The organism is Streptomyces sp. NPDC001406 (assembly GCF_042895285.1).
In the GTDB taxonomy this organism is placed as follows: Bacteria; Actinomycetota; Actinomycetes; order Streptomycetales; family Streptomycetaceae; genus Streptomyces.
Genome location: NZ_JBIAWG010000006.1, coordinates 435,795 through 460,162 on the forward strand (window position 1 = coordinate 435,795; position 24,368 = coordinate 460,162).

Sequence of the window (24,368 nt, forward strand, 5' to 3'; positions counted from 1 at the left end):
GCCTCTGCGGACATCGCTCAAAGCCGCCCTGCGAGGCCGAACCTGCTGGTAACCGTCGCCGTGCACTAGGCCTCCTCGGCGGCGGCGACGTGCCCGGGGGAGGACTAAAAGTGCCGTCCGTTGCCACATCGCTGTCGTTGATGGCCGCGGCATTTCTTAAGCGGGGACGTGGGCGTGCCGGAGCGGTGCTCCGGCCTGGTGGAGGCTGGTGAGGGCCTGCCGGTAGGAGGTGATCAGCCCGGTCTCCACGTAGTCCACGCCCAGTTCCTCGCAGTAACGCCGGACGGTGGGCCGGGCCTTGCGCAGGTTGGGGCTGGGCATGCTGGGGAACAGGTGATGCTCGATCTGGTGGTTCAGCCCGCCCAGTGCAATGTCGGTGAACCAGCCGCCGCGCACGTTGCGTGAGGTGAGCACTTGGCGGCGGAGGAAGTCCGGGCGGTCCTTGCCCGTCAGGATCGGCATGCCTTTGTGGTTGGGAGCGAAGAGGCAGCCGAGGTAGACGCCGAACAGGCACTGGTGGATGGTGAGGAAGGCGATCGCCATACCGGGCGGCAGCACGAAAAACAGGACGGTCAGGTAAACCGCGCAGTGCGCGAACAACAGCGCGCCATCGAGCATTCGGTGCTTGAGCGATCGATTGGCCAGCGCCTTCCCGCTCGACACGTGCAGGTTGAAGCCCTCCAGCGTAAGGAGCGGAAAGAACAGGAACGCCTGCCAGCGGCCGATCAGGCGGGGAAGCCCCTTGGCGGCCAGGGCCTGTTCCTGGGTCCAGACCAGGAGGTCGGGGTCGAGGTCCGGGTCGAGTTCCTCATGGTTGGGGTTGGCATGGTGGCGGGTGTGTTTGTCCTGCCACCACCCGTAGCCCATGCCGATACCGGCTCCGGCGATCCGTCCGGACACCTCGCTGGCCCGGCGTCGGCGGAACACCTGGCGGTGGGCCACGTCATGGGCGACCAGGGCCACCTGACCGAAAACAACGGCCAGGAAGACGGCGACCGCCAGGGTCCACCAACTGACGCCGATGAACGCGAAGGCGGTCCACCCGCCGACGTAGAGCCCGGCCACCGTTGTGATCCGGAGCGTGTAATAGCCGGGGCGGCGCCCCAGCAGGCCGGCATCAGCGATCTTCCTCGACAACCGGGCAAAGTCGCTGCCGGACGTCTCCGGCGCCGGGGGACGGGCCGTGGTACTTCTGATCATGATGGTGACACTCTCCGCTGTGAAGCAGGTGGCTCGGCGCCGCCCACGGGAACCGCATGAGAGCGGGCCGCCGGTGCGCTCTCTCGGGTTCCCTGCCCGGCAGGTCTCACACCGTGACGGCACAGGGCTACTGGCGGTCCGTGCAGAGGACGGTCCCGGCATCTGCACCACGGGGTCGTGCCCGGGCCGGGCCCGGTGGCGGCGTCGCTGTCTGGAAGCCGACTGCAGACGTGATGGAGTGCGCCCCTGCCAGCACAACGCTGGGTGCTCTAGAGGACGCGGCTTCACTCGTACATGCGTTCGACCTTGGGTGATGGGGGCTACTCGCGCACTGAACGCCTGCCTCGTAGCTGTCACTGTGAGAGTGCATCCATAGGCCTTTTGACCGGGAGTTTCGGGAGTCGCTTATGAAGTGGGACAACGCGGGCGGGACCACACAGAGATAGACGGCAAAGGGGTTGGTCGTGATGAGTGTGGCGACACAGCAGGGTGGTGGGGGAGGTTCCAGTGGCCTGTACGACGTGCTGGAGCTCATTCTCGACCGCGGGCTGGTGATCGACGCGTTCGTGCGGGTCTCCATTGTCGGTATCGAGCTACTCAAGATCGACATTCGGATCGTGGTCGCCAGCGTCGACACCTATCTGCGTTTCGCCGAGGCGGGCAACCGTCTCGATCTGGAAGCGGGATCGCGCAAGCTGGCCGGGCTGACGGAGCTCACGGGGCAACTCACGGAGTCCGGCGCCCGCGGCAAGACCAAGGGAGACCTGTCCGGCGCCGCGGAGACGATCTCCGACGCCTTCCAGCAGTCCCGTGACGAGGGCCAGGAACGCCAGCGCGACCGGCAATCCGCCCGCAGGACAGGGGAATGAGAGATGAGCACCTACGTCTACGGGATCATCCGCGCCACCCACTCCCCACTCCCGCAGGACATGGACGGCATCGGAGACCCGCCGCGGCCGGTGCGCATTCTGCGCCAGAGCGAGCTGACCGCGATCGTCAGCGATGCCCCCGAGGAGCTGCGGCCCAAGCGGCGTGATCTCCTCGCTCACCAGCGTGTACTGGACGAAGCAGGTGCGGATGGCGTGGTCTTGCCGATGCGGTTCGGCCACGCCTCCCCGGGCGACGACACGGTGACCGCCGTGCTCGCCGGGCGTGCAGAGCACTTCCTCGAACGGCTGCGGGCACTGGACGGCAAAACGGAGTACAACCTCAAGGCCAACCACAACGAAGAGGCCGTACTCCGCCTGGTGATGGAGGACAACGACGAGATCCGGTCCCTGGCAGAGGCAAACCGGCAGGCCGGCGGCGGATCACACGAGCAGAAGGTCCAACTCTGGGAGTTGGTAGCTGCTGCCCTCCAGGCGCGCGAGGCCACTGACGCCGAGATGCTTCATCAGGCGCTGGAGCCGATGGCCGAGGCAGTCAGCGTCGGGCTGCAGAGCACCGGCTGGCTGGCCAACCTCTCCTTCCTGGTGGACCGCGGTTCGGCGGAGGAATTCCTGGCCGCGATCGACGAACTACGCGGGCAGCACGCGCAATTGGAGCTGCGCGTCAACGGCCCGCTCCCGCCCTACAGCTTCGTCGACACCCCCTCGACGCAACATGCCGAAGGCGGTACCGCGGACGCATTCGGTGCCGCAGCGGCCCAGCCGACGAACGGGTGAGACGCTGAAGCCTGATGGACGGGCGGCTTCACTCCTCCACGACGGCGAGCCTGACGGGCAGTGTGCCGGGGGTAGCCAGGGCATCAAGGGCATCGAGCACCGTGGCAGGCAGCCTGACGGTGAAGTCCGTCCGGCGTCTTCCCACATTCCCGGTGACGCGGGGAGACGTCGACTGGATTGCGTTTGCCGCGCTTCAACCTGTGTGTGAAGCGGGATAACTGGGCGGTCGGCTGACTACAGGTCAAGCCAGGCTTGCTCTCACGGTATCGGCCTGTGGGAATGCGAGGGCCTGCGAGGGCCTGCGACTTTGTGGGTTCTGCGGGAGTCGGACGAACGGGCCCTGCAGCGCCGTCTTCGACGAAAGCAGCGGGGCTGGGACTACGGGCAGGCTCGGCGCGGCCGCGGTTGTCGACAGTGCTACGGGGGTGAGGAGGACGGACGCCCCTGCAAGCACCGTTGGCCGACAGCGACCGCAGATTGGCGTTCAGCTCTCGCAGCACGTCCTGAAAGGAAAACGCCGCAAAACCCGATCGCGCAGCGGGCTCGCCGTTGCCACCAGAGGGTTGTGCATCATTCATATCTGGGACCGTACGAAAGCGCGGATACGGGTGCGGTGGAACACGCGCAGTGGGCTCGCCGTTGCCACAGCCGCGTCCTGGGCGGCGACATCGCTCCACCAGCTAGCGGGCAGTCCGTGCATCAACCCCCGCCAAACCGGCTTGGACGGCCTGTGCGGCGCGATCGTCACGGCTCGGGGTCATATCACACGGGCGCAGGCCACCCGTCAGCCCGGCTCGTGCACGCGTCAACTTCACCAACGCCCGCCACAGCGAAAGGATACGATCGTCTGGGCGGCTTCGTCACTGCGGTCGTACGCTTGGGCGCTGAACTGGCGCCAGTGCTGCGCCCCCTCGGCGGCTCCCGGCCCACTCCCCCAGCACCTTCGCAGCCATGGCCGTTCGCTACTAGTGGCATTCGTCGTGCCGCCTACGCAGGTCAGACAGCCCGCCGCGGTCCAGAGCCACGCAGCTCTTCAGCAGCACACGACCTGTACGGCCTCGGTCGGCGGCCAGGGTCAACTCGCCGGCGGTGAGGCAGTCGCGCAGCATTGGGTCTGCTGCCAGTGTTCCAGGCGTGCCGTCTCCAGAAGGCGCGCCGCCACGAGGTAATAGTTGGCCTGCGTCGGACTAGGGCCCGGCGCTCGCGCTCGGTCATGCCGCACGGTGCTCGAAGCGGTGGTCCAGGGCGTTGGCGATCGTGCTGGCCGCTAGCGGTGCGGTGGGCGGCGAGGCCCTCGGCGCCGAAGCGGGCCAGCACCTTGTTCTCGGGCAGAGCACCGCGTAGGCGCCGACCGTGCGGATGCCCAGGCGCTCCAGCAGGTCCGCCAGTCGCGGCGCGTCTGGTCGTGGCTGGGGCCGCCGGGGCGGCCAGGACCCCGGCCATGGCCACGGTACGGACCGGACTGCCCACACGGCGCAGCCTGGTCTTCGTCCCTTGCAATGTGAAACTCCAGGACGTGGCCCGCGGCTCTGCTCGCCACGACGAAGGACGAGAAGCTCCCCCGAGCAGATACAGCGGGAGCTGCGGCGCCTTCATCAGCAGACCGCCGGTGACGGCTGCGCTCAGCGGACGTCGCCGGGAGCGGTGACTCCAACTCCCCTGGTGCCTTCGCCCGGGTCGGCCGTCGGACGCCTCTCCTGAGTAGCCCGTCGCGGGCCTGCACCGCCGTCGCCCCCAGCTCTGACTCCGGCTCTTTTGAGCGGGCTGTCCCAGTATGCCGCGCCTGGTGCGGCGCGGCTGTTGCGCCAGATGGTCGGCGACCTCATCGTCGGATGAAGCGGAACGGGCAGGAGCCAAAGCCCCTGGGTGTCGGTGGGCGCTCACGCTGATCCCGGGATCTGGTCCCTCACTCTCGGCTGTTCGCCGGCCTGCACCGCCGTCCCCGTTGCTGTCGCCGTCCAGGCGGCGCAGTACAGCAGCAGCCGGCCATGAGGTTGATCCACAGAACGACGGCGACCGGCACGGCGAAGGCACCGTACATGCTCTTGGCCGCGACACCCTGCAGGTAGCCGGTCAGTAGCAGCTTGAGCAGTTCGAAGCCCACCGCACCGATCAGCCCGGCAACCACGACCGCATGCCGGCCGGGATACACGCGCGGCAGCCGGGTGAGCAAGTAGACCAGCAACAGGAAGTCGACAACCAGGGCGATGGCCAAGCCGGCGAAGAACAGCAGCGCCCGTCCCGCCCCGCCCTCGATCCCGACCTTGTCGGCGGCCCAGCCAACTGCACTGTTCGCAAACACTGAACTGCCGATCGCGACCAGCCCGACCGCGCCGAGGCCGACCAGCACCACGGAGTCCTTGAACTTGAGCAGGAACGGATTGCCAGGGTCCTGCTCCTTCTCCCACACCGCACGCAGGCACCCGCGCAGGGCACCGACCCAGTTGATGCCGATCACGAGCAGCAGGGCACCCGCGATCAGCCCGGCGGATCCGGCCTGCGCGACGAGACTGTCCAGGTCCAGCAGATCGGAGAGGCCCGGCGCCTGAGCGGCGATCTTGTCCTGGAGCTTCCCCAGCTGGTCCTCGCTCAGCAGCTTGGCGCCGATCGCCGCGCCGACGGTGATCAGCGGAAAGAGCGCGAGAAAACTGGTGAAGGTGATAGCGGCGGCGAGCCGGGCCCAGTGGACAGCATCCAGCCGCTCGAACGCCCGCCACCCGTGCGTACGCATCAACCGTGCTATCACAGGGGGCCGTGTCAGCCAATTCATGAAGAACACCCACTCTCAGCGTACCCACGGCAGGAGAAGAGGCATCCGGCGGCGAACCCGTGCATCCCGACGTATGCGAGCTGCGCCGGCCGACGGTTGCTGGTGTGCCAGCAGCTCACCGGCAGCCTTTACCGTCACCATGCCTGCAGGTCAACCGAGATCTGGGGCGGAGCCAGCCGATCATGACCCTGCGGCGCCTGGTCGTCCGGTGCGGCAAGGCCGTCTGCGGGATGGTCAGCGCTGCTGAGCGGCTGGTAGCAGTCCTGCACCACATACCGCACGATTGCAGCCGTCAACAGGTTTGCGTAGGAGGCCGTCAGTCGGTCCGTCAGCTCCTGGATAGTGTCAGATACCGCAGCTTCGGCCCTGTTCGCGCCCATGGGGCGCTCCTCACTGTCGCAGATGGCCGACCGCGGCATTCGATCTGGATCCGGGTGCTCGATGGCGGCCTGTCCACTTCCCATGCTCACACGGATCGGTCGGCCTGTGGGCTGGGCGGCCGAGGGGTCGCGGTACCAGCAGTCCCGGTTGCCTCGTTCACAGCATCTGCAGGTCACGCGACGGGGTGTTGCCGTCGGCTCCGGTACGGATTACGCGACTGATCGGCGCCGTCCGGGGAATCCGGCAGGTAGCGGCGCAGCCACCGGGATCACGTGTGGTTCGTCGTCCACCGACAGGGGTAGACAGATGCTCGCATTCGTGGCCGGCGCACTCTTCGTCATCGCCTTCATCATCCATGTCACCGAGACGTCGACCGAGGTGATCTTCAGTCCGACGAGCCTCATGCTTATCGGGCTTGCTTTCCTCGCCGTGCACTCGGCCGGCGTGGGCTCTGGCTGGTCCTCCCGGGGAAGCGGACGTCGGCGCTGAGGAAACGATGCGCTCCATCCTCGTGTCAGCGATCCGAACGGGGAGCGGCCAGGGATTTCCCATCAGCGGGGCTGAGTTGCACCCTGATCAGGCGATCACCGCCTGCAGTCGTGGCTGTCCCCATGCCCCGGAGGAGCGATGGGGCGGAATCCTTGCCCCTGCCCGCCTCTCGACTAGAGCACGCGGTCCTCGCTGGTCGGCGGCGTGTCCTCGTCCGGCAGGTGCACGTCGTTGACGGCGATGTTCACCTCGACGACTTCCAGGCCCGTCATCCGTTCCACCGCAGCGATCACGTTCTCGCGGACCTCTGCCGCGACCTCGCGGATGCTCGCCCCGTATTCCACTACGACCTGGAGGTCGATGGCGGTCTGCTTCTCGCCGACCTCGACCTTGACGCCACGCCCCGCGCTCGCGTGCCCGCCCGGGACCCGGTCGCGCACAGCGCCCATGGTGCGAGTGAACCCGCCACCCAGTGCGTTGATTCCGGGGACCTCCCGTGCGGCGATCCCGGCGATCTTCTCCACCACGCCGTCCGCGATGGTCGTCCGGCCACGGGTCGCTGGCGGTTCCTGAGGCCCGGGCCGTGCGGCCTGCAGCATCGTGCCCAGATCGGTGCTCGGCTCACCGGGACCGGACTTCTGCAGGGCTGAACCGTTCGGCTCCGTCATGCGAAGCCACCTCCTCAGGCAGTCGACGGACTGCCATACCTGAGCGGCTGTCGGCCGCCGCCTTCGTGTCGCTCCCCCAAGTACCGTGCAGGGCACCGGATATGCGCGCGCCACTGGCCTTGGCACCGTCCACATCCTGGGAATGGGCGGCTTCCGGCCGTCTGCCGGACCGGGTTGAGGACTACGCTGGTGTACGGACGTCCCAGACCCCGGCGGCTTTGTCGTTGCTCGATACAGATGGCTGCGGGGAGCGGGCTCTTCGTCCGTCCCCCGGCGCATCCCTGGAGGGAACTGGGTCCTCTGTCCTGTCGCACAGGCTGTTGGGCCAGCCGTTGCTCTGCCTCCGTCGAACGTACGCCCCTGCCAGGAGCGCGCCAAGGGGGCCGGGAATCCTGGCGTCACCGCGTGCGCTGTCTGACGGTCTTCTGAACCGAGGCGTCATGCCCCTCCCACAGCTCACCATCTATCGTCATGATCTACGGAACCGGGCGCTGATCACCCTCGCCGGTGAGATCGACCTGGAATCGGCGCCGCTGGTACGCGCGGCACTGGCGCGGTGCCTGCGCGACGGCATCCGCATCGTCGATGTCGACCTCACCCCCGTGACCTTCTGCGACTGCAGCGGCCTCAATGCATTCCTTTACGCTTCACAGCTGACCACGGAGGCCGGCGGAATCCTGCGACTGCACCACCCGCCACCGACACTGGGCCTGATCCTCGACCTCACCGGCTCCGGGTTCCTGCTCCTCGGCCCGCCGGTCGGGCGTCTGTCACCTCTTCTCGGGGATGTCCCAGCCCCGACCGCGCAAGCCCCGCCGCGGCGGACTGTTCCGCTTGCCTCTGTACTCTCGGGCGATGTGCGGTGACGGCCCAGTCGGAGCTGGGGCAGCCGTACAAGCCCCGTGGCCGCGAGGGGTCCGACGCGGACGCGGTGCGGTTACGTCGGGTGAACCGCTGGCGGGCACTGGGTGCGAGCGGGGAGCTCGCGGATCTGTACGTGGACTACCGCAAGACGTCTCCCCGTAAGGAGTACCGCCGTCCCGGCGGCCAGGACATTCTGAACCGTCTCACTGGCGAGATCCGTCGGCCGGGGTTCGCCATGGTGATCGCGGAGACGAACGGCCTGGTGGGATGCGCTTTCGGATGTCCGGTGCGCAGCGACGGCTTCTGGTGTCTCGGTTTCGACGGGGCACAGCCGCGTGGCATCGAGCAACTCACCGAGTCGGGACTTGTCTTCGCGATCACCGACATCCTCGTCCGGCCGCACCCGCAGGGTCGTGAGTGGGCCTGCCGACTGCAGGAGCGGCTGCTGAGCGACCACCAGGCGTCGCTCGGCGCCACCTTGGTGGACCGGGCTGATCGCCCAACTCCCGCTGCGCTCCGTTCCTGGGGATGGCTGGACGCAGGAGAGACCTGGAGGCCGATCAGCGCCACGCTGCTCCGGGTGCTGGTCCTTCCCGTCGGGGAACGTACCGCGGCGAGACTGGAGGGCCTCGCTCACGATGCCGGGACGCGGTGGCCCGGGTGAGGTCCGACAGTCGATCGGCCCGGATTCAGGTGCTGGTCGCCGAGCAGGCGGCCCTGCGTGGTGCCCGGGTCGGTGTGGTGGATGTGTGCACGGCGGCGGTGGCCGCGCTGCCGGTCGGCGGGGCCGGGCTGTCGGCGATGTCCCGCACCGCGGCGAGTCATCCGCTGTGCAGCACCGACGACATCAGCGAGCAGTTGGAGGAACTGCAGCTCACCCTGGGCGAGGGGCCATGCGTGGATGCCTTCACCCATGGCTCGGCCGTCCTGACGCCCGATCTGGTCACCGGTGAACTGCAGGACCGCTGGTCCATGTTCGCCGATGCGGCCCTGGAGGCCGGGGCACGGGCGGTCTTCGCACTCCCCCTGCAGATGGGGGCGATCAGCCCGGGAGTTCTCGACCTGTACGCCGACGTGCCGACCGTGCTGGACGCGGAGGAGCTGGCCGACGCACTGGTCTTCGCCGATCTCGCGACGCTGCTCCTGCTCGACGCACGGATCGAGGAGACGGGCGCACCGGTCGACGGAGTACTGGCAGATCGCGACTTCGAGGACCTGGGCGGATACCGGGCGGAGATCGACCAGGCCACCGGCATCCTCACCGTCCAGCTCGGTGTCGGTATCGACGAAGCCTTCGTCCGGCTGCGCGCCTACGCCTATATGCAGGGACGCCGGCTCGACGACGTGGCCGCCGACGTGGTGGCCCACCGGCTCCGCTTCTCCCCGGACGCGGAGCCCAGACGGACCGAAGAGGAATCCTGACGCACTGGTGCCATCCGATGAACGTGCCGTGCTTCCCGCCCCCTTCCGGCGGGACCAGTCTCAATCGAGGGTGACACGATGAATCAGCAGCTCCTGGCCAAGACCTTCGTCGAACTGGCGGACAACCTGGTCGCCGACTTCGACCTGATCGACTTCCTGCGCCTGCTCACCGACCGCTGCGTGGGAATGCTCGACGCGAGCGCCGCAGGCGTGCTCCTCGCCGACCGCGACGGCGAACTGCGCGTCATGGCCGCCTCCGACGAACAGGTACGGCTGCTGGAACTCTTCCAGCTCCAAAACGACGAAGGCCCCTGCCTGGAGTGCTTCCGCACCGGCACACCGGTGGCAGTCCCCGACCTGACCCGGGAGATCGACCGCTGGCCGCGCTTCGTCGCGACGGCCCACCGCAGCGGCTTCGGAGCCGTCCAGGCCCTGCCGATGCGCCTGCGGGACGAGACTGTCGGCGCCCTGAACCTCTTCCGCGCCGCCCCCGGCCCCTTCGACCCGGCCGGCACGCTCATCGCCCAGGCCCTGGCCGACGTCGCCACCATCAGCCTGCTCCAACAGCGCTCCGCACACCGCAGCACCGTCCTCAACGAACAGCTGCAGACCGCACTGAACAGCCGCGTACTGATCGAACAGGCCAAGGGCAAACTCGCCGAACGCCACAACACCGACATGGAACAGGCCTTCACCGCACTGCGCGGCTACGCCCGTGCGCACAACCGGCGCCTGTCCGATCTGGCCCGCGCCTTCATCGACGACTCCGAACCCCTTCCCGGACTGTCGGCCTGACACCGTCGCCGAGGCGGTGACCGCACGCAGCTGCCCGAGCACGAAGAACCACGCTCGGATCACGGGCCGTGCTTCTGGAGTGCGCCGTCTGCGCACGGGCGGAGATTGCGTGGTGACGGCTCGGGCCCAAGGGCGAGTCTGCGGGAGGAGCCGGCGGATCCGGCTTGGGTCGGGCGCTCACAGGCGGCGCCAGCGGGCCGAGGCGAAGGAGAAGACGCCGAAGAGAACCAGCCCGATCGCGACGACAACCAGGAGCCATGGCCCCACCGGTGTCTGTGTGCTCACAGCTCCCGGTGCCGTCCGCCGGGCACGCATGGCGTCACCGCCGGTCTGCCAGATGAAGGCGCCGCAGCGCCCGCCGCAACTCCCGCTGTATCGGCTCCGGGAGCCTCTCGTCCTTCGTCGCGGCGACCAGAGCCGCAGCCACGTCCCGAAGTTTCACGTTGCAGTGCTGCGACACGTCCACCAGCAGGTCCCATGCCCTGCCGCTGGAACACGGCGCCAGGGCCATCACCATGCCGCGCGCCTGGTCGATCACCGCACGGCTTGCCAGCGCACGGCCCAACTGCTCGTTTCTGGCGCGTAGTTCGACGACCTCAGCCAGTAGAGCCGTTTCCTCCGCCGATGCCACGGCCGTCAACAGCCGCTGTTCTTCACGGGGCGTGGTCAGCTGGTACATGGTCCGTACCTCACAGGGCAGTCATCCTGTCCGTAGGCGGTCAGCGGCGCGCCAGTTGCCGTTCTCCGGCCGCACCGGTCTTGTAGGCCAGTCCGTAGTGCTTGAAGATCGCTTCCTCCTGTTCAGCGGGCAGCACGTCGTCCGTGCCGATCGAAGGAGCGTGTTTCACCAGCGTTTTGACATAGCCGACCTTGAGATAGTCCGGCCCGGCGATCGCATCATCGATGGGGACGAAGAGCAGACGGTGCCGGGTGGGCAGTCCGGTCCGTACCGTGGCCACGGCCGGCTCGTCCGTGGTGGTGTCCACATAGACCGCTTCGAGCACACCGATCTTGTGGCCCTCGGTATCGACGACGTCGCGGTTGCGCCACTCGCGGACGTCGGCTGCGTGAATCATGGCGTTCCCCTTCCGGACGGCTCATCCGCCTGTGATGAGTCGCACCCCCGGTCTTCCGCGTAAAGCCGCCGCAACGCACGCTGCATCAACCGCGAGAGCGGCTCACCCTCCCAGGCGGCGACCACGGCCGCAGCCACGTCGGGAAGTTTGGTGTGGCACTGCCGTGCCATGTCCACCAGCAGGCTCCTGGCCGGCCCACGGCGGCAGGGGGCCAGGACCATTACCATGCCGCACGCCTGATCGATCACCGCACGACCGTCCAGCGCCCGCCGCAGCTGATCGATCTCGGCGCGCAGCGCCATCACATCCAGACCGGCCGCATTCCCTACCGGGGCCTCGGCCGCCACATTCCACCAATCCTCTGGGAGCATGGTTGTGCGATGCATGGCACGCACCCTCCCCACGATCTCGGCATGTCCGGCCTGCCTTAAGCCACACCGGAACCTCTGGATGTCGGGCAACTTCATCGGTCACCCGCGGCGTTCATGGTCCCGACGGTCCTCGCGCCGCCAGCGCGCCCGGTTCCGTCGGCTGTAGCGGCGGTCCCAGCGGTCCTGACGGTCCCAGCGGTCCTGACGGTCCCGGCGGTTCTCGTAGTCCCGGTAGTCCCCGAGATCGGAACCGTCGCCGCGCATCCAGCCTCCTCCGCGATCGCGGCCGTGGCGGGTGACGCCGTAGACCAGCACCGCCGCGGCCACCCACCAGAGGGGATTGAGGAAGCCGAGGCCGAACAAGACCACGATGAGGATGAGAAGCAGACCGAACACAGCGGGCCTCCCCGGAGCAGAACAAAACGTCACTGCCGGGGGCCGGGGCCTGTTTCGAACAGACTAGTCCTCCCCAGAGGTTACGGAAAGCGGCCCACGTCAGTGTCCTCCGCCGGGACCGGATGGCCACTTGCCGTCTGTCCAGGAAGCGCGGCGAAGGCTAGCGTGCACGGTACGGCCCGGGCCCCCGGCAGCGTCGATCACCTCTCGCGCTCCTTCAAGGGCGCACCTGGCGCATCGGTGCCGGTACCTGCCCCATTTGCCAACGGGCCGCTCCCGCACCCGCCGTCGCTACGCGATCCCGGCGCAGCCACGATGCGCCCCATGCGGGCACACTCCATCCGCTGCCCGCCTTGTCGCACGTATCCACCGCAGGCGGTACGCATGTACGCGCTGATCGTTCCCGCTTCGACCCCCTTCGTCCTGCTCGCCACCGTGATGGGCCTGTCCTGGTGGGAGGACCACGTCCTGCCGTCGCCGCCGGCCGAGCCGGTCGAAACCCCCGCCGAGGCTCCGCTTGCCCCAGCGGCCCCTGCCCAACTCGCAGAACTCCCCCGTGTCGACACCGCGTTGACAAGGGAAGTTGCCAGGCGTTGACTGACAGCACGGCGTAGGGCCATGCCGCTCCGGATCACTCGGGCGACGCATTCCACCTTCCCGCTTCGCCCGGACCCCGCGGAATCAGGAACTTCCCGCGATCTGGAGGCCCGGCAATGATCCTGTGGATCCTTCTCTTTCTGCTGATCCTGGTGGTGTTCGGGTTCGGCTTCACCCTGCAGGCCCTTTGGTGGGTCGCCACCGTACTGCTGGTCGTCTGGATCGTCGGCTTCGCGATGCGCGGGCGCGGCGGCAGTGGGCGCGGCGGTGGCAGCCGCCGGTACGGCCGCAGCCGCGGGTAGTCCGCACCAGACGCTCTCCCACCCACGGGAACAGCGGCCTGTACGGCGATCACGCGCGGGAGCCCGTCCAGCGAACGAGCAGAGGACAGCCATGAGCGTCGGACAGACGATCAAGCACAAGACCCAGGCATTCAAGGACCGGGTCACCGAACGCATCGGCCAGACCAACCGCAACAGGCGCCTGCAGCGGCACGGCAGGACCGACCGGGTCTCCGGAAACCTGAAGCAGTCGGGCGACAAGGCCGAGGACGCCTTCAGGCCCTGACCACGAACGCCCCGGGTGGCGCCCAGATCGCGTGGACGCCACCCGGCAGGCCAACGCGGAATTGGCCGGCAAATGAAGCCGGCTCATCGTCGGGTGAGACCAGCCGCTCCTCGGAGGACGACCGCCGACGGAAGCGAGCCGACGTCCAGGAGCGGCCCGTTCGGCCTCTTCGGGGAGTAGCGTGAATGCATCGGAAGCATTTCGCACACCGGCTCCGATGCCGGTGTCGTTCCCAGTGAGCAACGACACCGGGCAGTTACGCTCGCGCAGAGGTCCGGAGACGGGTTCGCGTGATGTCCGCGACCACCTCTCCTCCCCCGCTACGGGCCGTTCCCTTCAGGACCCCGACCGCGCACCTCGCGCTGAAATCCGTGAGTCCTTCACCAGGGCACGTCGAGTTGGACGGCGCCTGGTGGCCTCGGTCACGTGACCTGACACACGAACTCTCCGCTCTGGCGGACGTACTGGATCCGCTGTGGGGACGGATCACCCATATCGCCGTCAACCCGCGCTACTGGCCGACACTCCCGCGCAAGATCCTCGTCAACGGCCATGTGGTGGAGGTCGGCTGGTTCACGTCGGAGCAGGATTTCGCACAAGATCCTGCTGCTGTCTTACACCGCAGGCGGCTGGGACCTCCTGGTGATCCCCCCGGAGCCGGGCGCCCCCTCGGCCGCCCGGCTGATGGCCACCGCGAGCGCGAACACCGGCCCGCTGACGAACGCGACCGCCCTCGTGGCGGCGGAACAGGCCGGCGAAACCTCCTCGTCGTGCGAGGCCACCACCGGCCGGCCCGACCGGCTGATGGTGGGATGTGACGGTCGTCGTCGCCGAACCTGGCCGTCGGTGCCCTGATGATTCGCCGGGCAGTCCGTCGTGGGCCGGATCAGTCGTGGCCACTTGCCGCGGCCGCCATGAGCGGTTCAGCGGCCTCCTCGGTCGTATCCGGAGGCACGACCAGCAGATCCCAGCGCCCCCGGCCGGGGGCGAGCAGGACGACGGTGTGCGGGGCTGATGCCGCCACGGTCCTGTGCAGTCGTACGACCTGGTTGAGGACGAGGATCCGGCCGGGCACCGCGGACCACGTCGCCCCGTTGACGGTGACGCTGGTGATGTGGCCCCACGCGCGCGGCAATCCAGCAAGCAGCTGGGGGAGTTCGGCGAGCAGGTCGTACGAACGGGGCCACCACGCTCCGTCGATGAGCCGGGGCATGCCGCCGTGGGGCGCAAGGCGCAAGCGGAGGAGAGGGTGGGAGGGAAGCGGGGACTGCAGTGCGGTGGTCATGAAGGCTCCTGCCAACTGCCGTAAGGGATCGAGTGGTCGGCGTCAGGCGCGATGGGCCGCGACCCGCTCCGCGGTGGGCCAGCGCACGTCGTGCACCCAGCCGAGGCGTTCGAGGAGGCGGATGACAGCGGCGGAGGGGTCGAGCTGGCCGCGGTCGACGCCGTGGCGGGCGCTGGTGGGGTCGGCGTGGTGGAGGTTGTGCCAGCTCTCGCCGAACGCGAGCAGGGCGAGGGGCCACAGATTGGTGGCCCGGTCGTGGCGCCGAGTGCGGAACGGACGCTCACCGATCAGGTGACAGAGCGAGTTCACACTCCAGGTGACGTGATGGAGCAGCGCGATGCGCACAAGTCCCGCCCACAGCAGGGCGGTTACGCCGTACACCCACGTACCGCCGATGACCCAGCCCACCGCGAACGGCAGGGCGAGCGTGAGGACGCACAGCGCCGGGAAGGCGCGGGCGACGGCACGGATGTCGCGGTCGGCAAGGAGGTCGGGGGCATAACGCTCCGGCGGCGTACGGTCGTTGCGGAACAGCCAGCCGACGTGAGCGTGCACCAGACCGCGCAACTGGCCTCGCAAATGCGTGCCGTAGCGGTACGGGGAGTGCGGGTCGCCGGGCCGGTCGGTGAAGGCGTGGTGGCGGCGGTGGGTGGCGACCCAGCCGATGACGTCGCCCTGGAAACTCATCGACCCCGCCACCGCGAGCGCGATCCGCACGGGGCGGACGGCCCGGTAGCCGCCGTGGGTGAGGCCACGGTGGAAGCCGACCGTGACGCCGAGACCCGTGATCGTGTAGAGGACGAGGGCGAGCACGATATCGGCGGGATGGATGAGATTCCCCCACAGCAACCAGCCGGCCAGGCCGATCGCCACGAACGGCAGAACGACGATCACCGCCGTCACCATGACATACAGCCGCTCACCGCCGTCGCGCGCGGGCGCTGGGCCGTCCGGCGGGAAGGGGGACGTCCCGTCGTAGCCCTGGGGCGGCGGGATGGGGTCGGACGGTGCGACCGTGGTGGAGGTGTTCGGGCTGAGTGGCATACGTGGTTCCTCGGCCTGGATACGGATGGCGCGGCCGGGGTCACGGGCTGCCCATGGGATGGGAGTCGCGAGGAGGGGGCCGGACACCGGCTACGAAGAGCCTCGCTTTCTCCACCGTACTCCCGCACGCTCCGAGACGAGGCGGGACCGGATCGCGTGGCGACCGCGTTGACAGGGACCGTTGCCGGACGTTGACTGGCAGCACGGTGCAGGGCCATGCCACCCCGGAACAACACGGCGAAGCATTCCGCCTTCCCGCCTCGCCCAGACCTCGCGGGAACCCACCTACCGAACAAACAGTGAGGCCGGCCATGACCGTTTCACGGACCATCAAGAACCAGGCGCAGACGATGAAGGGCAGGATCACGGAAGAACTCGGCCGAGTCACCCGCAACAGGCGACTGCAGCGCCGAGGCAGGACCGACCGGGTCTCCGGAAGCCTGAAGCAGGCCGCGGAGAAGGCCAAGGGCGCCTTCAGGCGGAACGGAAGCGGCCCCCGATGATGTACGACCAGAAACGCGCCCAGCAGCCCGCGGGCCAGACCCGGGGCCCCGCCGAGCGCCGCGCCCCAGGCCCGGAGCCGCTGCTCCCGTCGGACGAAACAGGACAAGATCGTCCAGTCCCTCCGGCACGCTCTCAACACCTTCGCCGACACGCCGCTCGAGGCACTGGAAGAGGTCGAGAGCGCCTATGACGAAGCCACCGCCCAGCTCGTGAACGCCCTCGCGGAACGGCGGCGTCTCCTTCGCGACGACTGGCAGGAGCAGGCCCCGGAGGCACAGTCCGACGGACTCCGGCTCGCGCTGCGGCAGCACCGGGAGATCATCCAGCGACTGCTCCACATCTAGGCAGCCACTACTCCGCGCCGCGGCGTTGCGCGGAGTAGTGTGGACAGTACCGAGGGCATTCGCACACCGGCGACCATGCCGGGTCGTTCTTGGCGAAAGATGAAACCCGGGCCGCCGCAGAGGCGGCCCGGAGACGGGTCCGCATGATGTGGGCGACCTTGCTTCCACCACTGCCGCAATCCGAGCCCGTCGCAGCCCCGGCCGCGCGTCTCGCCCTGAAGACCGACGGCACCTCTCGTGGACTTCTGGACGGTGCCTGGTGGCCCCGTTCCCGGGATCTGCTGAGCGAACTGCCTGCACTGACCGACGTGTTGGACCCCTTGTGGGGCCGCATCACCCGCATCGCCGTCAACCCGGAGCACTGGCCGGTCATCCCCCGCAAGATTCCCGTGGACGGCCACATCGTCAAGGTCGGCTGGTTCACCCCGGAAATCGACCCGCACAAGCTGCTGCTGCTCTCCTACGGCACCGGCCGTTGGGACCTGCTGGTCATCCCGCCCGAGACCGGCGCGGAGTCGGCGGCCCGTCTGATGGCTGCCGCGTCCGACTACGACGGCCCGCCACTGACTGCGAGCGCTCTCATCGCCGCGGACGAGGCCCGGCACGGCGTCTCTGCGACCGACGAGCCACTGGACCCGGACGAGGCATGGGAGTACGAGGGCGGCGCCTCGGCGGTGGCCGCGGCCGTTCCGGAACAGACCGGTCCGCCCGGCCGGACCAGTCGTCTGATCATCGGTATGTGAGGTGGCCGCCATGAACGCCTTCCTGACGGCCGCCGCCTTCGTGGTTCTCATCGCAGGGGCGGCGTACGTGATCCACCGGCTCAACATCCAGCACGCCGAGAGAATCGCCGTGCACTGGTACAGCGCCCCCCTGCCCGGCCGCCGCTGCCGCGGCACCCCGCAAGCCCCCGGTGGGTCCGGACCGGTCCGAGTCGCCGACCACGGGCGAACGGCTGGACCACCGCGACGGGGGCCGCGGCCGGTTCCCGCCTCGCCACCGCAGCCGTACGTCGCCGGGCCTATGACTGTGCGAGGAGAGGGCCGGGTCCCATGAACCGAGGCGTCATGACTCTTCCGCAGCTGAACATCTACCGGCACCACCGGGGCAGGCGAGCACTGATCACCCTGGCCGGTGAGATCGACCCGGCCACCGCGCCCCAGGTGCGCACCGCTCTGGAGCGGTGCCTGCTTGACGGCATCACCACCATCGATGTCGATCTGACCACCGTCGGCCTCTGCGACAACAGTGGCCTGAGCGTCTTCCTCGACGCGTCGCGGCACGCCGCCGAGACCCACGCGTCCCTGCGACTGCACCACCCGTCCCCGCAGACCGCACGGCTCCTCACGGACAGCGGCTCCGATCTTCTGCTCCTGTGACGGCTCCGGGCGAGAGGTGGTGCACAACGGGACCCAGAGCCATCTGTTCCGACCGTGTGTGACATGCCGCGTCTGGCGTAATGGGCTGTTCGGCGTGGCCCGCCGCGTCACTCTGTGCGCGTTGATCGCGGTCGTGTCAGGAGCCCGTGTGTACAGATCACGTGAGCGGGTCGAGCGCATCCGCCGTGACCGCAGGACGGACCGCGCCTGTCGGTGCGGGCGCTGGACTCGCGGCACGAGGTGAGCATGGACACGGCGGCCGAAGCTTCGACGACGCCGGTGCGGGAGTGCAGTTATGGCGGAAGGTGAGCGCCAACCCGACGAGGGCATGCTGGACCGGTCGGAAGGGTTCGGTGAGCGGCTGCTGGGGGTGCTGCTGGACCGGGCACACCAGATGCCGCCGCAGCTGATCGCCCCGCTGATCGCGGAAGAGGTGGCCAGGGTCGGTGGCCGCGACGTCTCGATCCTGCTGCAGGACTACGGCCAGCTGGTGCTGGTGCCACTGCCGGGTCGGCGGCTGATGGTCGGCGAGCCCGAGCCGATCGGTGACTCTCCCGCCGGCATGGCCTTCCTGCACGCGACCACTGTCGAGGTGCCGCAGCCCGACGGCGTCCGGATGTACCTACCGTTGCTGGACGGCAGCGACCAGGTGGGAGTGATGGCCCTCACCCTGGACACCGTCGACGACGACCGGCGGCTCCTGCGCAGGCTCGCCGGTCTGGTCGCCGACATGCTGGTCACCAAGCACAGCTACACCGACCAGTTCTTCCTCGCCCGGCGCCGCGAACCGATGAGCGTGGCCGCGGAGATCCAGTGGTCCCTGCTGCCGCCGCTGGCGATGTCCGTCCCACAGGCAGCAGTGGCCGGAATCCTGGAGCCCGCCTACGACGTCGCAGGCGACAGCTTCGACTACGCCCTCAACGAGGACATCCTGCACGTGGCCATGGTCGATGCGATGGGCCACGGTCTGGACGCCGCCACGATGGCGACCGTCGCCGTCGGGGCCTACCGGCACGCCAGACGTGCCGACATCGGCCTGTCGGAGATCTATGCGTTCATGGACCGGGCCATCGCCGACCAGTTCGGGCCCGACCACTTCGTCACCGCGCAGATGATGCGTCTGAACATCGCAACGGGCCATCTGCAGTGGGTCAACGCGGGCCACCCTGCACCGCTGCTGATCCGCGACCACAAGGTCGTCCGGCAACTGCGCGGCCCGACCACCTTTCCCGTCGGCTTCGGCGGTAAAGAGCCCCGGACCAGCCAGCAGAGGCTCCAACGCGGTGACCGGGTGCTGTGCTTCACCGACGGCCTGATCGAGGAACACGAAGCCGGCGAAGAACAATTCGGCGAAGAACAACTCATCCACTGGGTCAACCGCATCGAACACACGGAGAAGGGAGTACGCGCGGTGGTGCGCGCACTCTCCCACGCCCTGAAGCAGCAACGGGGCGGCCGCACCAGCGACGACGCGGCCCTCTTCCTGATCGAATGGCAAGGGGGCGCCGCCGACCACCTCGTGCTCCTGGAGTGAGCCGACAACCGCACGACCGGCTCCGTCATGCGAGCCACCTCCTGGGGGTGCACGAGGTGCCGTACTCCGCCAGCCGTCACGAGTGCTTTCTGTCCAATTCCTGTTGCGATGCCTCGGACATGCGCGAGCCACCGCGTCTTTTGCACCGTCCATATCCTGAGATTGGGCTGCTTCGGACCGCGGTCACACGACGCGAAGGACTACGCTGCTGTGCAGACGTCCCAGACCCCGGCGGCATGCCGTTGCTGAACACAGATGGCTACGGGGTGCGGACTCTTCGCCTGTCACATAACCGACCCTGAGACGGCCCGGCCCGACTATCGCGTCCTCAAAAGGGACGAAGACAAGACGATGCCGGGTGGGCAGTCCCGTCCGTACCGCGGCCATGGCCGGCTCATCGGTAGTGGTGTCCACATAGACCGCCTCCAAGACACCGATCTTGTACGACTCGGTGTAGACGACATCGCGGTTGCGCCATTCTCGGACGTCGGCTGCGTGAACCACGACCTCTCCCTACCTGGACGACACGCCTGGCGGTCGTGAGTCACCCCCTGGATCTCCGCGTGAAATCGCCGCAGCGCACGCTGCATCCGCACCGGGAGCGACTTGCCCTCCCAGGCGGCGACCAGGGCCCCGGCCGCCTCCGAACGCAACCCGTGGCTACCCGGCCACTTCACGGGTACTGCGGTGTTCGCGGTCCCGACGGTCCTCGCGCCGCCAACGCGCCCGATTCTGACGGCTGTAGCGGCGGTCCCAGCGTTCCTGGCGATTCCGGCGCTCGCGGTAGTCCCGGTAGTCCCCGAGATCGGAACTGCCGCTGCGGCTCCGGCCGCCGCCACGATCGCGGCCGTGTCGGGTAGCGGCATAGACCAGCACCGCCGCAGCCACCCACCAAATGGGACCGAGGAAGCCGAAGCCGAACAGGACCGCGATGAGAGTGAGGAGCAGGACGAACACAGTGGGCCTCCCCGGGAGCGGGACACAGCATCGATACCGGGGACTGGGGCCTCACCCCACAGCGTAGTCCTGCCCAACGGTTGCGCACAGCGTGCGACGCAAGCGCGTCCTGCCCGGCATGGATGGCTGCTTGAGACCTGTTCGGACCCGCCGGGCTCCGCGCGAAAGGTCACGGACGCCGATCTCAAACGTGCGGCTGCTTGAGTCACTACGTCGGGCCGATGGAGTTGAGCAATCAGGGTGGTGTGCGAGCGCATCCTGCAGGAGCTGATCGAGGCCGAGGCCACCGAGGTGATCGGTGCCGCGCCGCGCGAGCACTCCGAGACGCGCACGACCTGCCGCAATGGACATCGGGAGAGGCTGCTGGGCCGGCGATCTGGACCCGAAGATCCCGAAGGTGCGGAGCGGGTCGTTCTTCCCGTCGTTGCTGGAGCGGCGTCGGCGGATCGACCGGGCGTTGTTCGCCGTGGTGATGGAGGCATACGTGCACGGTGTCTCGACCCGCTCGGTCGACGACCTGGTCAAAGCACTCGGTGCGGACAGCGGGATCTCCAAGTCCGAGGTCTCCCGCATCTGCGGTGAGCTGGACGAGGAACTGGCCGCGATCAAGGAGCGGCCGCTGGACCACACCGTCTTCCCCTACGTCTTCCTGGACGCCACCTACTGCAAGGCGAGGGTGAATCACCGGATCGTCTCCCAGGCCGTGGTCATCGCCACCGTTTTGGACGAAGTTCCTGCGCTCGCTGCAGGCCCGTGGCCTGGAGCACGTCCAGCTGGTCATCTCCGACAGCCACAGCGAGCTGGTGGCCGCGATCCGCACCGTTTTCCTCGGCGCGGCCTGGCAAAGGTACCGGGTTCACTTCGTCCGGGACGTGTTCTCGGTGATCGAGAGGGGCTCCGGGGAGATGGTCGCCGCGCCCATCCGCACCATCTTCGCGCAGACCACCGGAGAGCAGGTGCGCACCCAGCTGAATGTGGTCGCCGACATGCTCGGACGGCAGTTCCCGCAGGTCAAGACGATGCTGTTGGATGCGGCGACGGACATCACCGCGTTCGCCGACTTCCCGTCGGCGCACTGGAAGAAGATCTGGTCGACCAACCCGCTGGAGCGGCTGAATCGGGAGATCAAGCGGCGGGCCGACGTCGTCCAGGTCTTTCCCAACCCCGCCGCCCTGGACCGGCTCGCCGCCGCGGTGCTGGCCGAAACTCCCCGACGAGTGGCAGGTCTTCGACCGCCGCTACCTGCCGGAAGCCTCCATGGCCGAGCTCTTCACCACCAAGGCAACCGAACCCGAGCCGCAGATCACCCCACAACCGGAACCGAACCAGCTGCCGTGACTACACCACCCCGCGGGGCATGACCTTGATGGCGGGCAGTCTCCTCCTCTCGGCTGGCCCGGTGGAGGGGAGGTGGGCAGCGGTTCACTCAAATGCCCAAGGCGTGGCCCCGCAGGATGAGGTGCGGCGGTGGGTGCGAGGGAACCGCCCGCCAGTCCGCGCTGGCGGTGCGACCGCTTCCCGGACGTACTGGGTCGGCAGGCGGACTTGCCTACGGGGCGTCCCTGTGCAGGAACGTGCCATGCGCTGCGGAGGCTCGGAGAGGTGAGCAGCGCGCCTTGTTGGCCATCGGTATGACCGACGAGTCAACTCACCCGTGCAGTGTGATCGCAGCGAACTCTTCCGCGGCGTGCAGGAAGACGTCGTTCTCCTGCCGCAGACCGACCGTGACGCGTACCCCCTCGTTTCCGAAGAGCCGGACCACGACACCGCGTCGAGCACAGAAAGCGGCGAAGTCGCTCGATCTGTGACCCAGGGGAAGCCAGAGGAAGTTCGCCTGGGACGCCGGGACGTGCAAGCCCGCCCTCAGCAGCGTGTCCCGCACGCGTTCGCGTTCCGCCGCCACGGTCCGGCAGCGCTCGCCCACCCGCTCGGTGTCCGCCAGTGCGGCTGTCGCCGCCGCCTGTGCCGGCCGACTGACCGCGAAGGGGACGGCGACTTTGTTGACCGCCGAGACGACGGCGGGCGCCCCGACGCAGTACCCGACCCGAATGCCGGCGAGCCCATAGGCCTTGGAGAAGGTCCGCAGGACGGCCACGTTCTCGTGCTCACGGGTGAGCAGCACACCGTCCAGTACGTCAGGGTCCGTCACGAACTCACGGTATGCCTCGTCCAGGACCATGAGGACGTCGTCGGGGACCCGCTCCACGAACTCGCGCACCTCCCGGGCGCTTACCGCCGTGCCGGTGGGGTTGTTGGGATTGCAGACGAAGACCACGCGGGTCGCCGGGGAGAGGGCGTCCGCCATGGCGGCGAGGTCATGGCGGTGCTCGGCATCCAGCGGGACGGTACGGGCGTGCACCCCGGCGACCCGCGCGAAGACGGGGTACGCCTCGAACGAACGCCAGGCGCAGAGCACTTCGTCGCCCGGCGCGCAGTAGGCCTGGACGAGTTGCTGGCACAGGCTCACCGAACCGCAGCCGATCGCGAGCGAGGACTCCGGGACCCGCAGCTCGACGGCGAGCCGCGCCACCAGGTCCTCGGAGAACCACTGCGGGTACCGGTTTCCCTCGGCAGCGGCCCGGGTGATCGCCTCGACGACCGAGGGCAGCGGCGGCAGGGAGCTCTCGTTCGAGTTGAGCAGGATCGCGCCCGGAGGCCGGCCGGGAATGATGTAGCCGGGGATGCCGGCCAGATCGGCTCGGGTGGGAACACCCATGGGGGCAGCTTCCTTTCGTGCGTGCGGCGTGGGGCGATGCGGCCGGCTCAGCGCGTCGCCCCGACCGGCTCGGCGAGCCGGAAGACTCCGTCCTGCAGGCCCTGTATCCGCCGGTGGTCGGCGAGCAGGTCTTCGGGACGGTCCCCGACCAGAAAGACCCGCAGCGGGCTGGAGAGCAGATCGGTGGTCGGGCGCATCCGGTCGCCGGGGCGAAGCCGGGGCACGGCCAGGCGGACCGTGCGCAGGGCGGCGATCCGGGCGAGGACGTCCTCGTCGATCTCCTCGACGGTTCCTTCCCGGGTGGTCTGCCCGTGCACGACGAGGGCTTCCCGGTGCTTGCGGTACATCGTGCGGCCGGCATACCTGCGCTGGAACTCCTCGGGGCGTACGCAGGCGAGGGCGAGCAGGTCCGCCTGGTTGCCGTCCATGCAGGTGTCGTGGACGGCGGGCTCCATGTTCCCGTTGAGCCGGGCCCCGACCTCGACGAGTGCGGGGCCCTCGGGGGTCATCACGACCTCGGCGTGGGCTGCGCCGAAGCGGATGTCGAGGGCGTCGAGGACGCGGTCCACGTAGTCGACGAGGACGGGCACCCCGGGGCTGTCCGGGTCGAGCAGGATGTCCTTGTCGTAGATCCGCTTGGTGCCGGTCTCCGTCTTCTCGTACCGCCACACCCCGCACACATGGCGCCCACCGCCGGGCCCCCGGACGATGTCCACGATGTACTCGGGGCCCCGCAGGAAGGACTGCGCGAGGACTTCGGCGTTGCAGCGCTCGAAGATGTCGCAGGTGCCGAGGACGGCGGCCACGGCGGTGCGGATCTCCTCGGCGCTGCGGCAGATCGAGACACCGTCGGTGGAGGCCGAGCTGAGCGGCTTGACCACTACGGGGTAACCGGCGTCGCGCTCGGCCCAGTCGACGATCTCGGCGGCGTCCGCTGACTTCAGCTGCCGGGCGCAGCGCAGCCCGGCGGCTCGCAGCGCCTCGATCATCCGGTACTTGTCGCGGCGCACGGCGGAGGTCGCGGCCGGGTTGCCGGGCAGGCCCAGCCGCTCGGCGACGGTGTCGGCCGGGGGGACGCCGGTCTCCTGCCCGGGCAGCACGCCGACAGGGGCGTAGGCGGCGAGTTCCTTGGCGGTGCGGTCCCAGTCGCTGGTGCCGTGCACCACGTTGGCGATGTACGGCCCGAGGTCCGGGGGCGGTACCGAGGCGAGGAACTCCGGGGTGGACTGCAGGTGGACGACGTCGGCGCCGAGCCGCTGGAACGCGGCGGGCAGGAACTTGCCGATCGAGTACGCGTCGACGACGACGCCGACGGGACGGCTCGGGGCGGGGTGACTCATGGGAG

At 68.7% G+C, this 24,368-nt stretch carries 27 protein-coding genes and 5 pseudogenes; 17 read left to right on the forward strand and 15 right to left on the reverse strand.

Going from position 1 to position 24,368, the window contains the following annotated elements; all coding sequences use genetic code 11:
- Positions 1-156: 156 nt before the first annotated feature.
- Entirely contained in the window at positions 157-1,200 is a 1,044-nt protein-coding gene (locus ACFY1J_RS17400; protein WP_390705407.1) for a fatty acid desaturase family protein, read from the reverse strand.
- A gap of 467 nt (positions 1,201-1,667) precedes the next feature.
- On the opposite strand from ACFY1J_RS17400, the gene gvpJ reads away from it, so the two are divergent.
- Together gvpJ and ACFY1J_RS17410 are read left to right on the forward strand one after the other, a co-directional pair.
- Positions 1,668-2,069, forward strand: a complete 402-nt coding sequence (gene gvpJ / locus ACFY1J_RS17405) for a gas vesicle protein GvpJ (RefSeq protein WP_390705406.1) — start codon at positions 1,668-1,670, stop codon at positions 2,067-2,069.
- Between the two features lie 3 nt (positions 2,070-2,072).
- Positions 2,073-2,864, forward strand: a complete 792-nt coding sequence (locus ACFY1J_RS17410) for a GvpL/GvpF family gas vesicle protein (protein ID WP_390731459.1) — start codon at positions 2,073-2,075, stop codon at positions 2,862-2,864.
- Between the two features lie 1,880 nt (positions 2,865-4,744).
- Here the strand turns inward: ACFY1J_RS17410 and ACFY1J_RS17415 are convergent.
- A pseudogene (locus tag ACFY1J_RS17415) lies at positions 4,745-5,634 on the reverse strand (YihY/virulence factor BrkB family protein).
- 134 nt (positions 5,635-5,768) lie between these two features.
- On the reverse strand, positions 5,769-6,014 hold the full coding sequence (locus tag ACFY1J_RS17420) for a hypothetical protein (protein WP_390705404.1): 246 nt from the start codon (positions 6,012-6,014) through the stop codon (positions 5,769-5,771).
- 307 nt (positions 6,015-6,321) lie between these two features.
- Here ACFY1J_RS17420 and ACFY1J_RS17425 point away from each other — a divergent pair, with 307 nt between their 5' ends.
- Positions 6,322-6,504, forward strand: a complete 183-nt coding sequence (locus ACFY1J_RS17425) for a hypothetical protein (RefSeq protein WP_390731460.1) — start codon at positions 6,322-6,324, stop codon at positions 6,502-6,504.
- A gap of 173 nt (positions 6,505-6,677) precedes the next feature.
- Here the strand turns inward: ACFY1J_RS17425 and ACFY1J_RS17430 are convergent, their stop codons facing one another.
- Complete coding sequence (locus ACFY1J_RS17430) at positions 6,678-7,172, reverse strand: Asp23/Gls24 family envelope stress response protein (RefSeq protein ID WP_390705402.1); 495 nt, start codon at positions 7,170-7,172, stop codon at positions 6,678-6,680.
- A gap of 440 nt (positions 7,173-7,612) precedes the next feature.
- On the opposite strand from ACFY1J_RS17430, the gene ACFY1J_RS17435 reads away from it, so the two are divergent.
- From ACFY1J_RS17435 to ACFY1J_RS17450, 4 genes are all read left to right on the forward strand, one after another.
- A complete protein-coding gene (locus tag ACFY1J_RS17435; RefSeq protein WP_390731461.1) occupies positions 7,613-8,038 on the forward strand; it encodes an STAS domain-containing protein in 426 nt (141 codons plus the stop codon).
- On the forward strand, positions 8,035-8,700 hold the full coding sequence (locus ACFY1J_RS17440) for a hypothetical protein (protein ID WP_390705400.1): 666 nt from the start codon (positions 8,035-8,037) through the stop codon (positions 8,698-8,700). The genes ACFY1J_RS17435 and ACFY1J_RS17440 overlap by 4 nt, the downstream gene beginning before the upstream one ends.
- Positions 8,697-9,458, forward strand: a complete 762-nt coding sequence (locus ACFY1J_RS17445; protein ID WP_390705399.1) for an ANTAR domain-containing protein — start codon at positions 8,697-8,699, stop codon at positions 9,456-9,458. The genes ACFY1J_RS17440 and ACFY1J_RS17445 overlap by 4 nt, the downstream gene beginning before the upstream one ends.
- 78 nt (positions 9,459-9,536) lie before the next feature.
- Positions 9,537-10,253 (forward strand): GAF and ANTAR domain-containing protein, encoded by a 717-nt coding sequence (locus ACFY1J_RS17450; protein WP_390705398.1) that lies wholly within the window; start codon positions 9,537-9,539, stop codon positions 10,251-10,253.
- A 177-nt stretch (positions 10,254-10,430) separates the two neighbouring features.
- Here ACFY1J_RS17450 and ACFY1J_RS17455 read toward each other — a convergent pair whose 3' ends face one another.
- From ACFY1J_RS17455 to ACFY1J_RS17475, 5 genes are all read right to left on the reverse strand, one after another.
- Entirely contained in the window at positions 10,431-10,538 is a 108-nt protein-coding gene (locus ACFY1J_RS17455; RefSeq protein WP_390705397.1) for a DUF1206 domain-containing protein, read from the reverse strand.
- 34 nt (positions 10,539-10,572) lie between these two features.
- A complete protein-coding gene (locus ACFY1J_RS17460) occupies positions 10,573-10,932 on the reverse strand; it encodes an ANTAR domain-containing protein (protein WP_390705396.1) in 360 nt (119 codons plus the stop codon).
- Positions 10,933-10,972: 40 nt separating this feature from the next.
- The gene (locus tag ACFY1J_RS17465; RefSeq protein ID WP_390705395.1) at positions 10,973-11,329 is read right to left on the reverse strand and encodes a PRC-barrel domain-containing protein; all 357 of its coding nucleotides are present in this window, start codon (positions 11,327-11,329) and stop codon (positions 10,973-10,975) included.
- Positions 11,326-11,715 (reverse strand): ANTAR domain-containing protein, encoded by a 390-nt coding sequence (locus ACFY1J_RS17470; protein ID WP_390705394.1) that lies wholly within the window; start codon positions 11,713-11,715, stop codon positions 11,326-11,328. Before ACFY1J_RS17470 ends, ACFY1J_RS17465 begins: the two co-directional genes overlap by 4 nt.
- 84 nt (positions 11,716-11,799) lie before the next feature.
- Positions 11,800-12,096, reverse strand: a complete 297-nt coding sequence (locus ACFY1J_RS17475) for a hypothetical protein (protein ID WP_390731462.1) — start codon at positions 12,094-12,096, stop codon at positions 11,800-11,802.
- A gap of 713 nt (positions 12,097-12,809) precedes the next feature.
- On the opposite strand from ACFY1J_RS17475, the gene ACFY1J_RS17480 reads away from it, so the two are divergent.
- The 4 genes and pseudogenes from ACFY1J_RS17480 to ACFY1J_RS17495 all read left to right on the forward strand — a co-directional run bounded on the left by ACFY1J_RS17480 (position 12,810) and on the right by ACFY1J_RS17495 (position 14,115).
- Positions 12,810-12,995, forward strand: a complete 186-nt coding sequence (locus ACFY1J_RS17480) for a hydrophobic protein (protein ID WP_390731463.1) — start codon at positions 12,810-12,812, stop codon at positions 12,993-12,995.
- A gap of 91 nt (positions 12,996-13,086) precedes the next feature.
- Complete coding sequence (locus ACFY1J_RS17485) at positions 13,087-13,260, forward strand: CsbD family protein (protein ID WP_390705390.1); 174 nt, start codon at positions 13,087-13,089, stop codon at positions 13,258-13,260.
- A 293-nt stretch (positions 13,261-13,553) separates the two neighbouring features.
- A pseudogene (locus tag ACFY1J_RS17490) lies at positions 13,554-13,787 on the forward strand (DUF5994 family protein); the annotation flags it as partial.
- A 115-nt stretch (positions 13,788-13,902) separates the two neighbouring features.
- Positions 13,903-14,115 carry a hypothetical protein gene (locus tag ACFY1J_RS17495; RefSeq protein ID WP_390706270.1) on the forward strand — a complete coding sequence of 71 codons (213 nt, stop codon included), beginning with the start codon at positions 13,903-13,905 and terminating at the stop codon, positions 14,113-14,115.
- Positions 14,116-14,146: 31 nt separating this feature from the next.
- Here ACFY1J_RS17495 and ACFY1J_RS17500 read toward each other — a convergent pair whose 3' ends face one another.
- Together ACFY1J_RS17500 and ACFY1J_RS17505 are read right to left on the reverse strand one after the other, a co-directional pair.
- Positions 14,147-14,545 (reverse strand): DUF5994 family protein, encoded by a 399-nt coding sequence (locus ACFY1J_RS17500; protein ID WP_390731464.1) that lies wholly within the window; start codon positions 14,543-14,545, stop codon positions 14,147-14,149.
- 42 nt (positions 14,546-14,587) lie between these two features.
- Positions 14,588-15,589 (reverse strand): acyl-CoA desaturase, encoded by a 1,002-nt coding sequence (locus ACFY1J_RS17505; RefSeq protein WP_390731465.1) that lies wholly within the window; start codon positions 15,587-15,589, stop codon positions 14,588-14,590.
- Positions 15,590-15,900: 311 nt separating this feature from the next.
- Between ACFY1J_RS17505 and ACFY1J_RS17510 the strand changes: the two genes are divergently transcribed.
- From ACFY1J_RS17510 to ACFY1J_RS17530, 5 genes and pseudogenes are all read left to right on the forward strand, one after another.
- Positions 15,901-16,092 carry a CsbD family protein gene (locus tag ACFY1J_RS17510; RefSeq protein ID WP_048584893.1) on the forward strand — a complete coding sequence of 64 codons (192 nt, stop codon included), beginning with the start codon at positions 15,901-15,903 and terminating at the stop codon, positions 16,090-16,092.
- A pseudogene (locus tag ACFY1J_RS17515) lies at positions 16,089-16,437 on the forward strand (hypothetical protein). The gene ACFY1J_RS17510 and the pseudogene ACFY1J_RS17515 overlap by 4 nt, the downstream one beginning before the upstream one ends.
- A gap of 143 nt (positions 16,438-16,580) precedes the next feature.
- Positions 16,581-17,180, forward strand: a complete 600-nt coding sequence (locus tag ACFY1J_RS17520; RefSeq protein WP_390705387.1) for a DUF5994 family protein — start codon at positions 16,581-16,583, stop codon at positions 17,178-17,180.
- Between the two features lie 324 nt (positions 17,181-17,504).
- On the forward strand, positions 17,505-17,816 hold the full coding sequence (locus ACFY1J_RS17525) for an STAS domain-containing protein (protein WP_390705386.1): 312 nt from the start codon (positions 17,505-17,507) through the stop codon (positions 17,814-17,816).
- Positions 17,817-18,111: 295 nt separating this feature from the next.
- On the forward strand, positions 18,112-19,350 hold the full coding sequence (locus ACFY1J_RS17530) for a PP2C family protein-serine/threonine phosphatase (protein ID WP_390731466.1): 1,239 nt from the start codon (positions 18,112-18,114) through the stop codon (positions 19,348-19,350).
- A 285-nt stretch (positions 19,351-19,635) separates the two neighbouring features.
- Here the strand turns inward: ACFY1J_RS17530 and ACFY1J_RS17535 are convergent.
- A pseudogene (locus tag ACFY1J_RS17535) lies at positions 19,636-19,854 on the reverse strand (PRC-barrel domain-containing protein); the annotation flags it as partial.
- 156 nt (positions 19,855-20,010) lie between these two features.
- Positions 20,011-20,307 (reverse strand): hypothetical protein, encoded by a 297-nt coding sequence (locus ACFY1J_RS17540; protein WP_390731467.1) that lies wholly within the window; start codon positions 20,305-20,307, stop codon positions 20,011-20,013.
- Between the two features lie 181 nt (positions 20,308-20,488).
- On the opposite strand from ACFY1J_RS17540, the pseudogene ACFY1J_RS17545 reads away from it, so the two are divergent.
- Positions 20,489-21,645, forward strand: a pseudogene (locus ACFY1J_RS17545) (transposase).
- 310 nt (positions 21,646-21,955) lie between these two features.
- Here ACFY1J_RS17545 and hisC read toward each other — a convergent pair.
- Both hisC and ACFY1J_RS17555 read right to left on the reverse strand, forming a co-directional pair.
- Positions 21,956-23,023: a histidinol-phosphate transaminase gene (gene hisC / locus ACFY1J_RS17550; RefSeq protein ID WP_390731468.1), complete on the reverse strand. Its 1,068-nt coding sequence runs from the start codon at positions 23,021-23,023 to the stop codon at positions 21,956-21,958.
- A gap of 47 nt (positions 23,024-23,070) precedes the next feature.
- Entirely contained in the window at positions 23,071-24,363 is a 1,293-nt protein-coding gene (locus tag ACFY1J_RS17555; protein ID WP_390731469.1) for an ATP-grasp domain-containing protein, read from the reverse strand.
- Positions 24,364-24,368 lie beyond the last annotated feature (5 nt).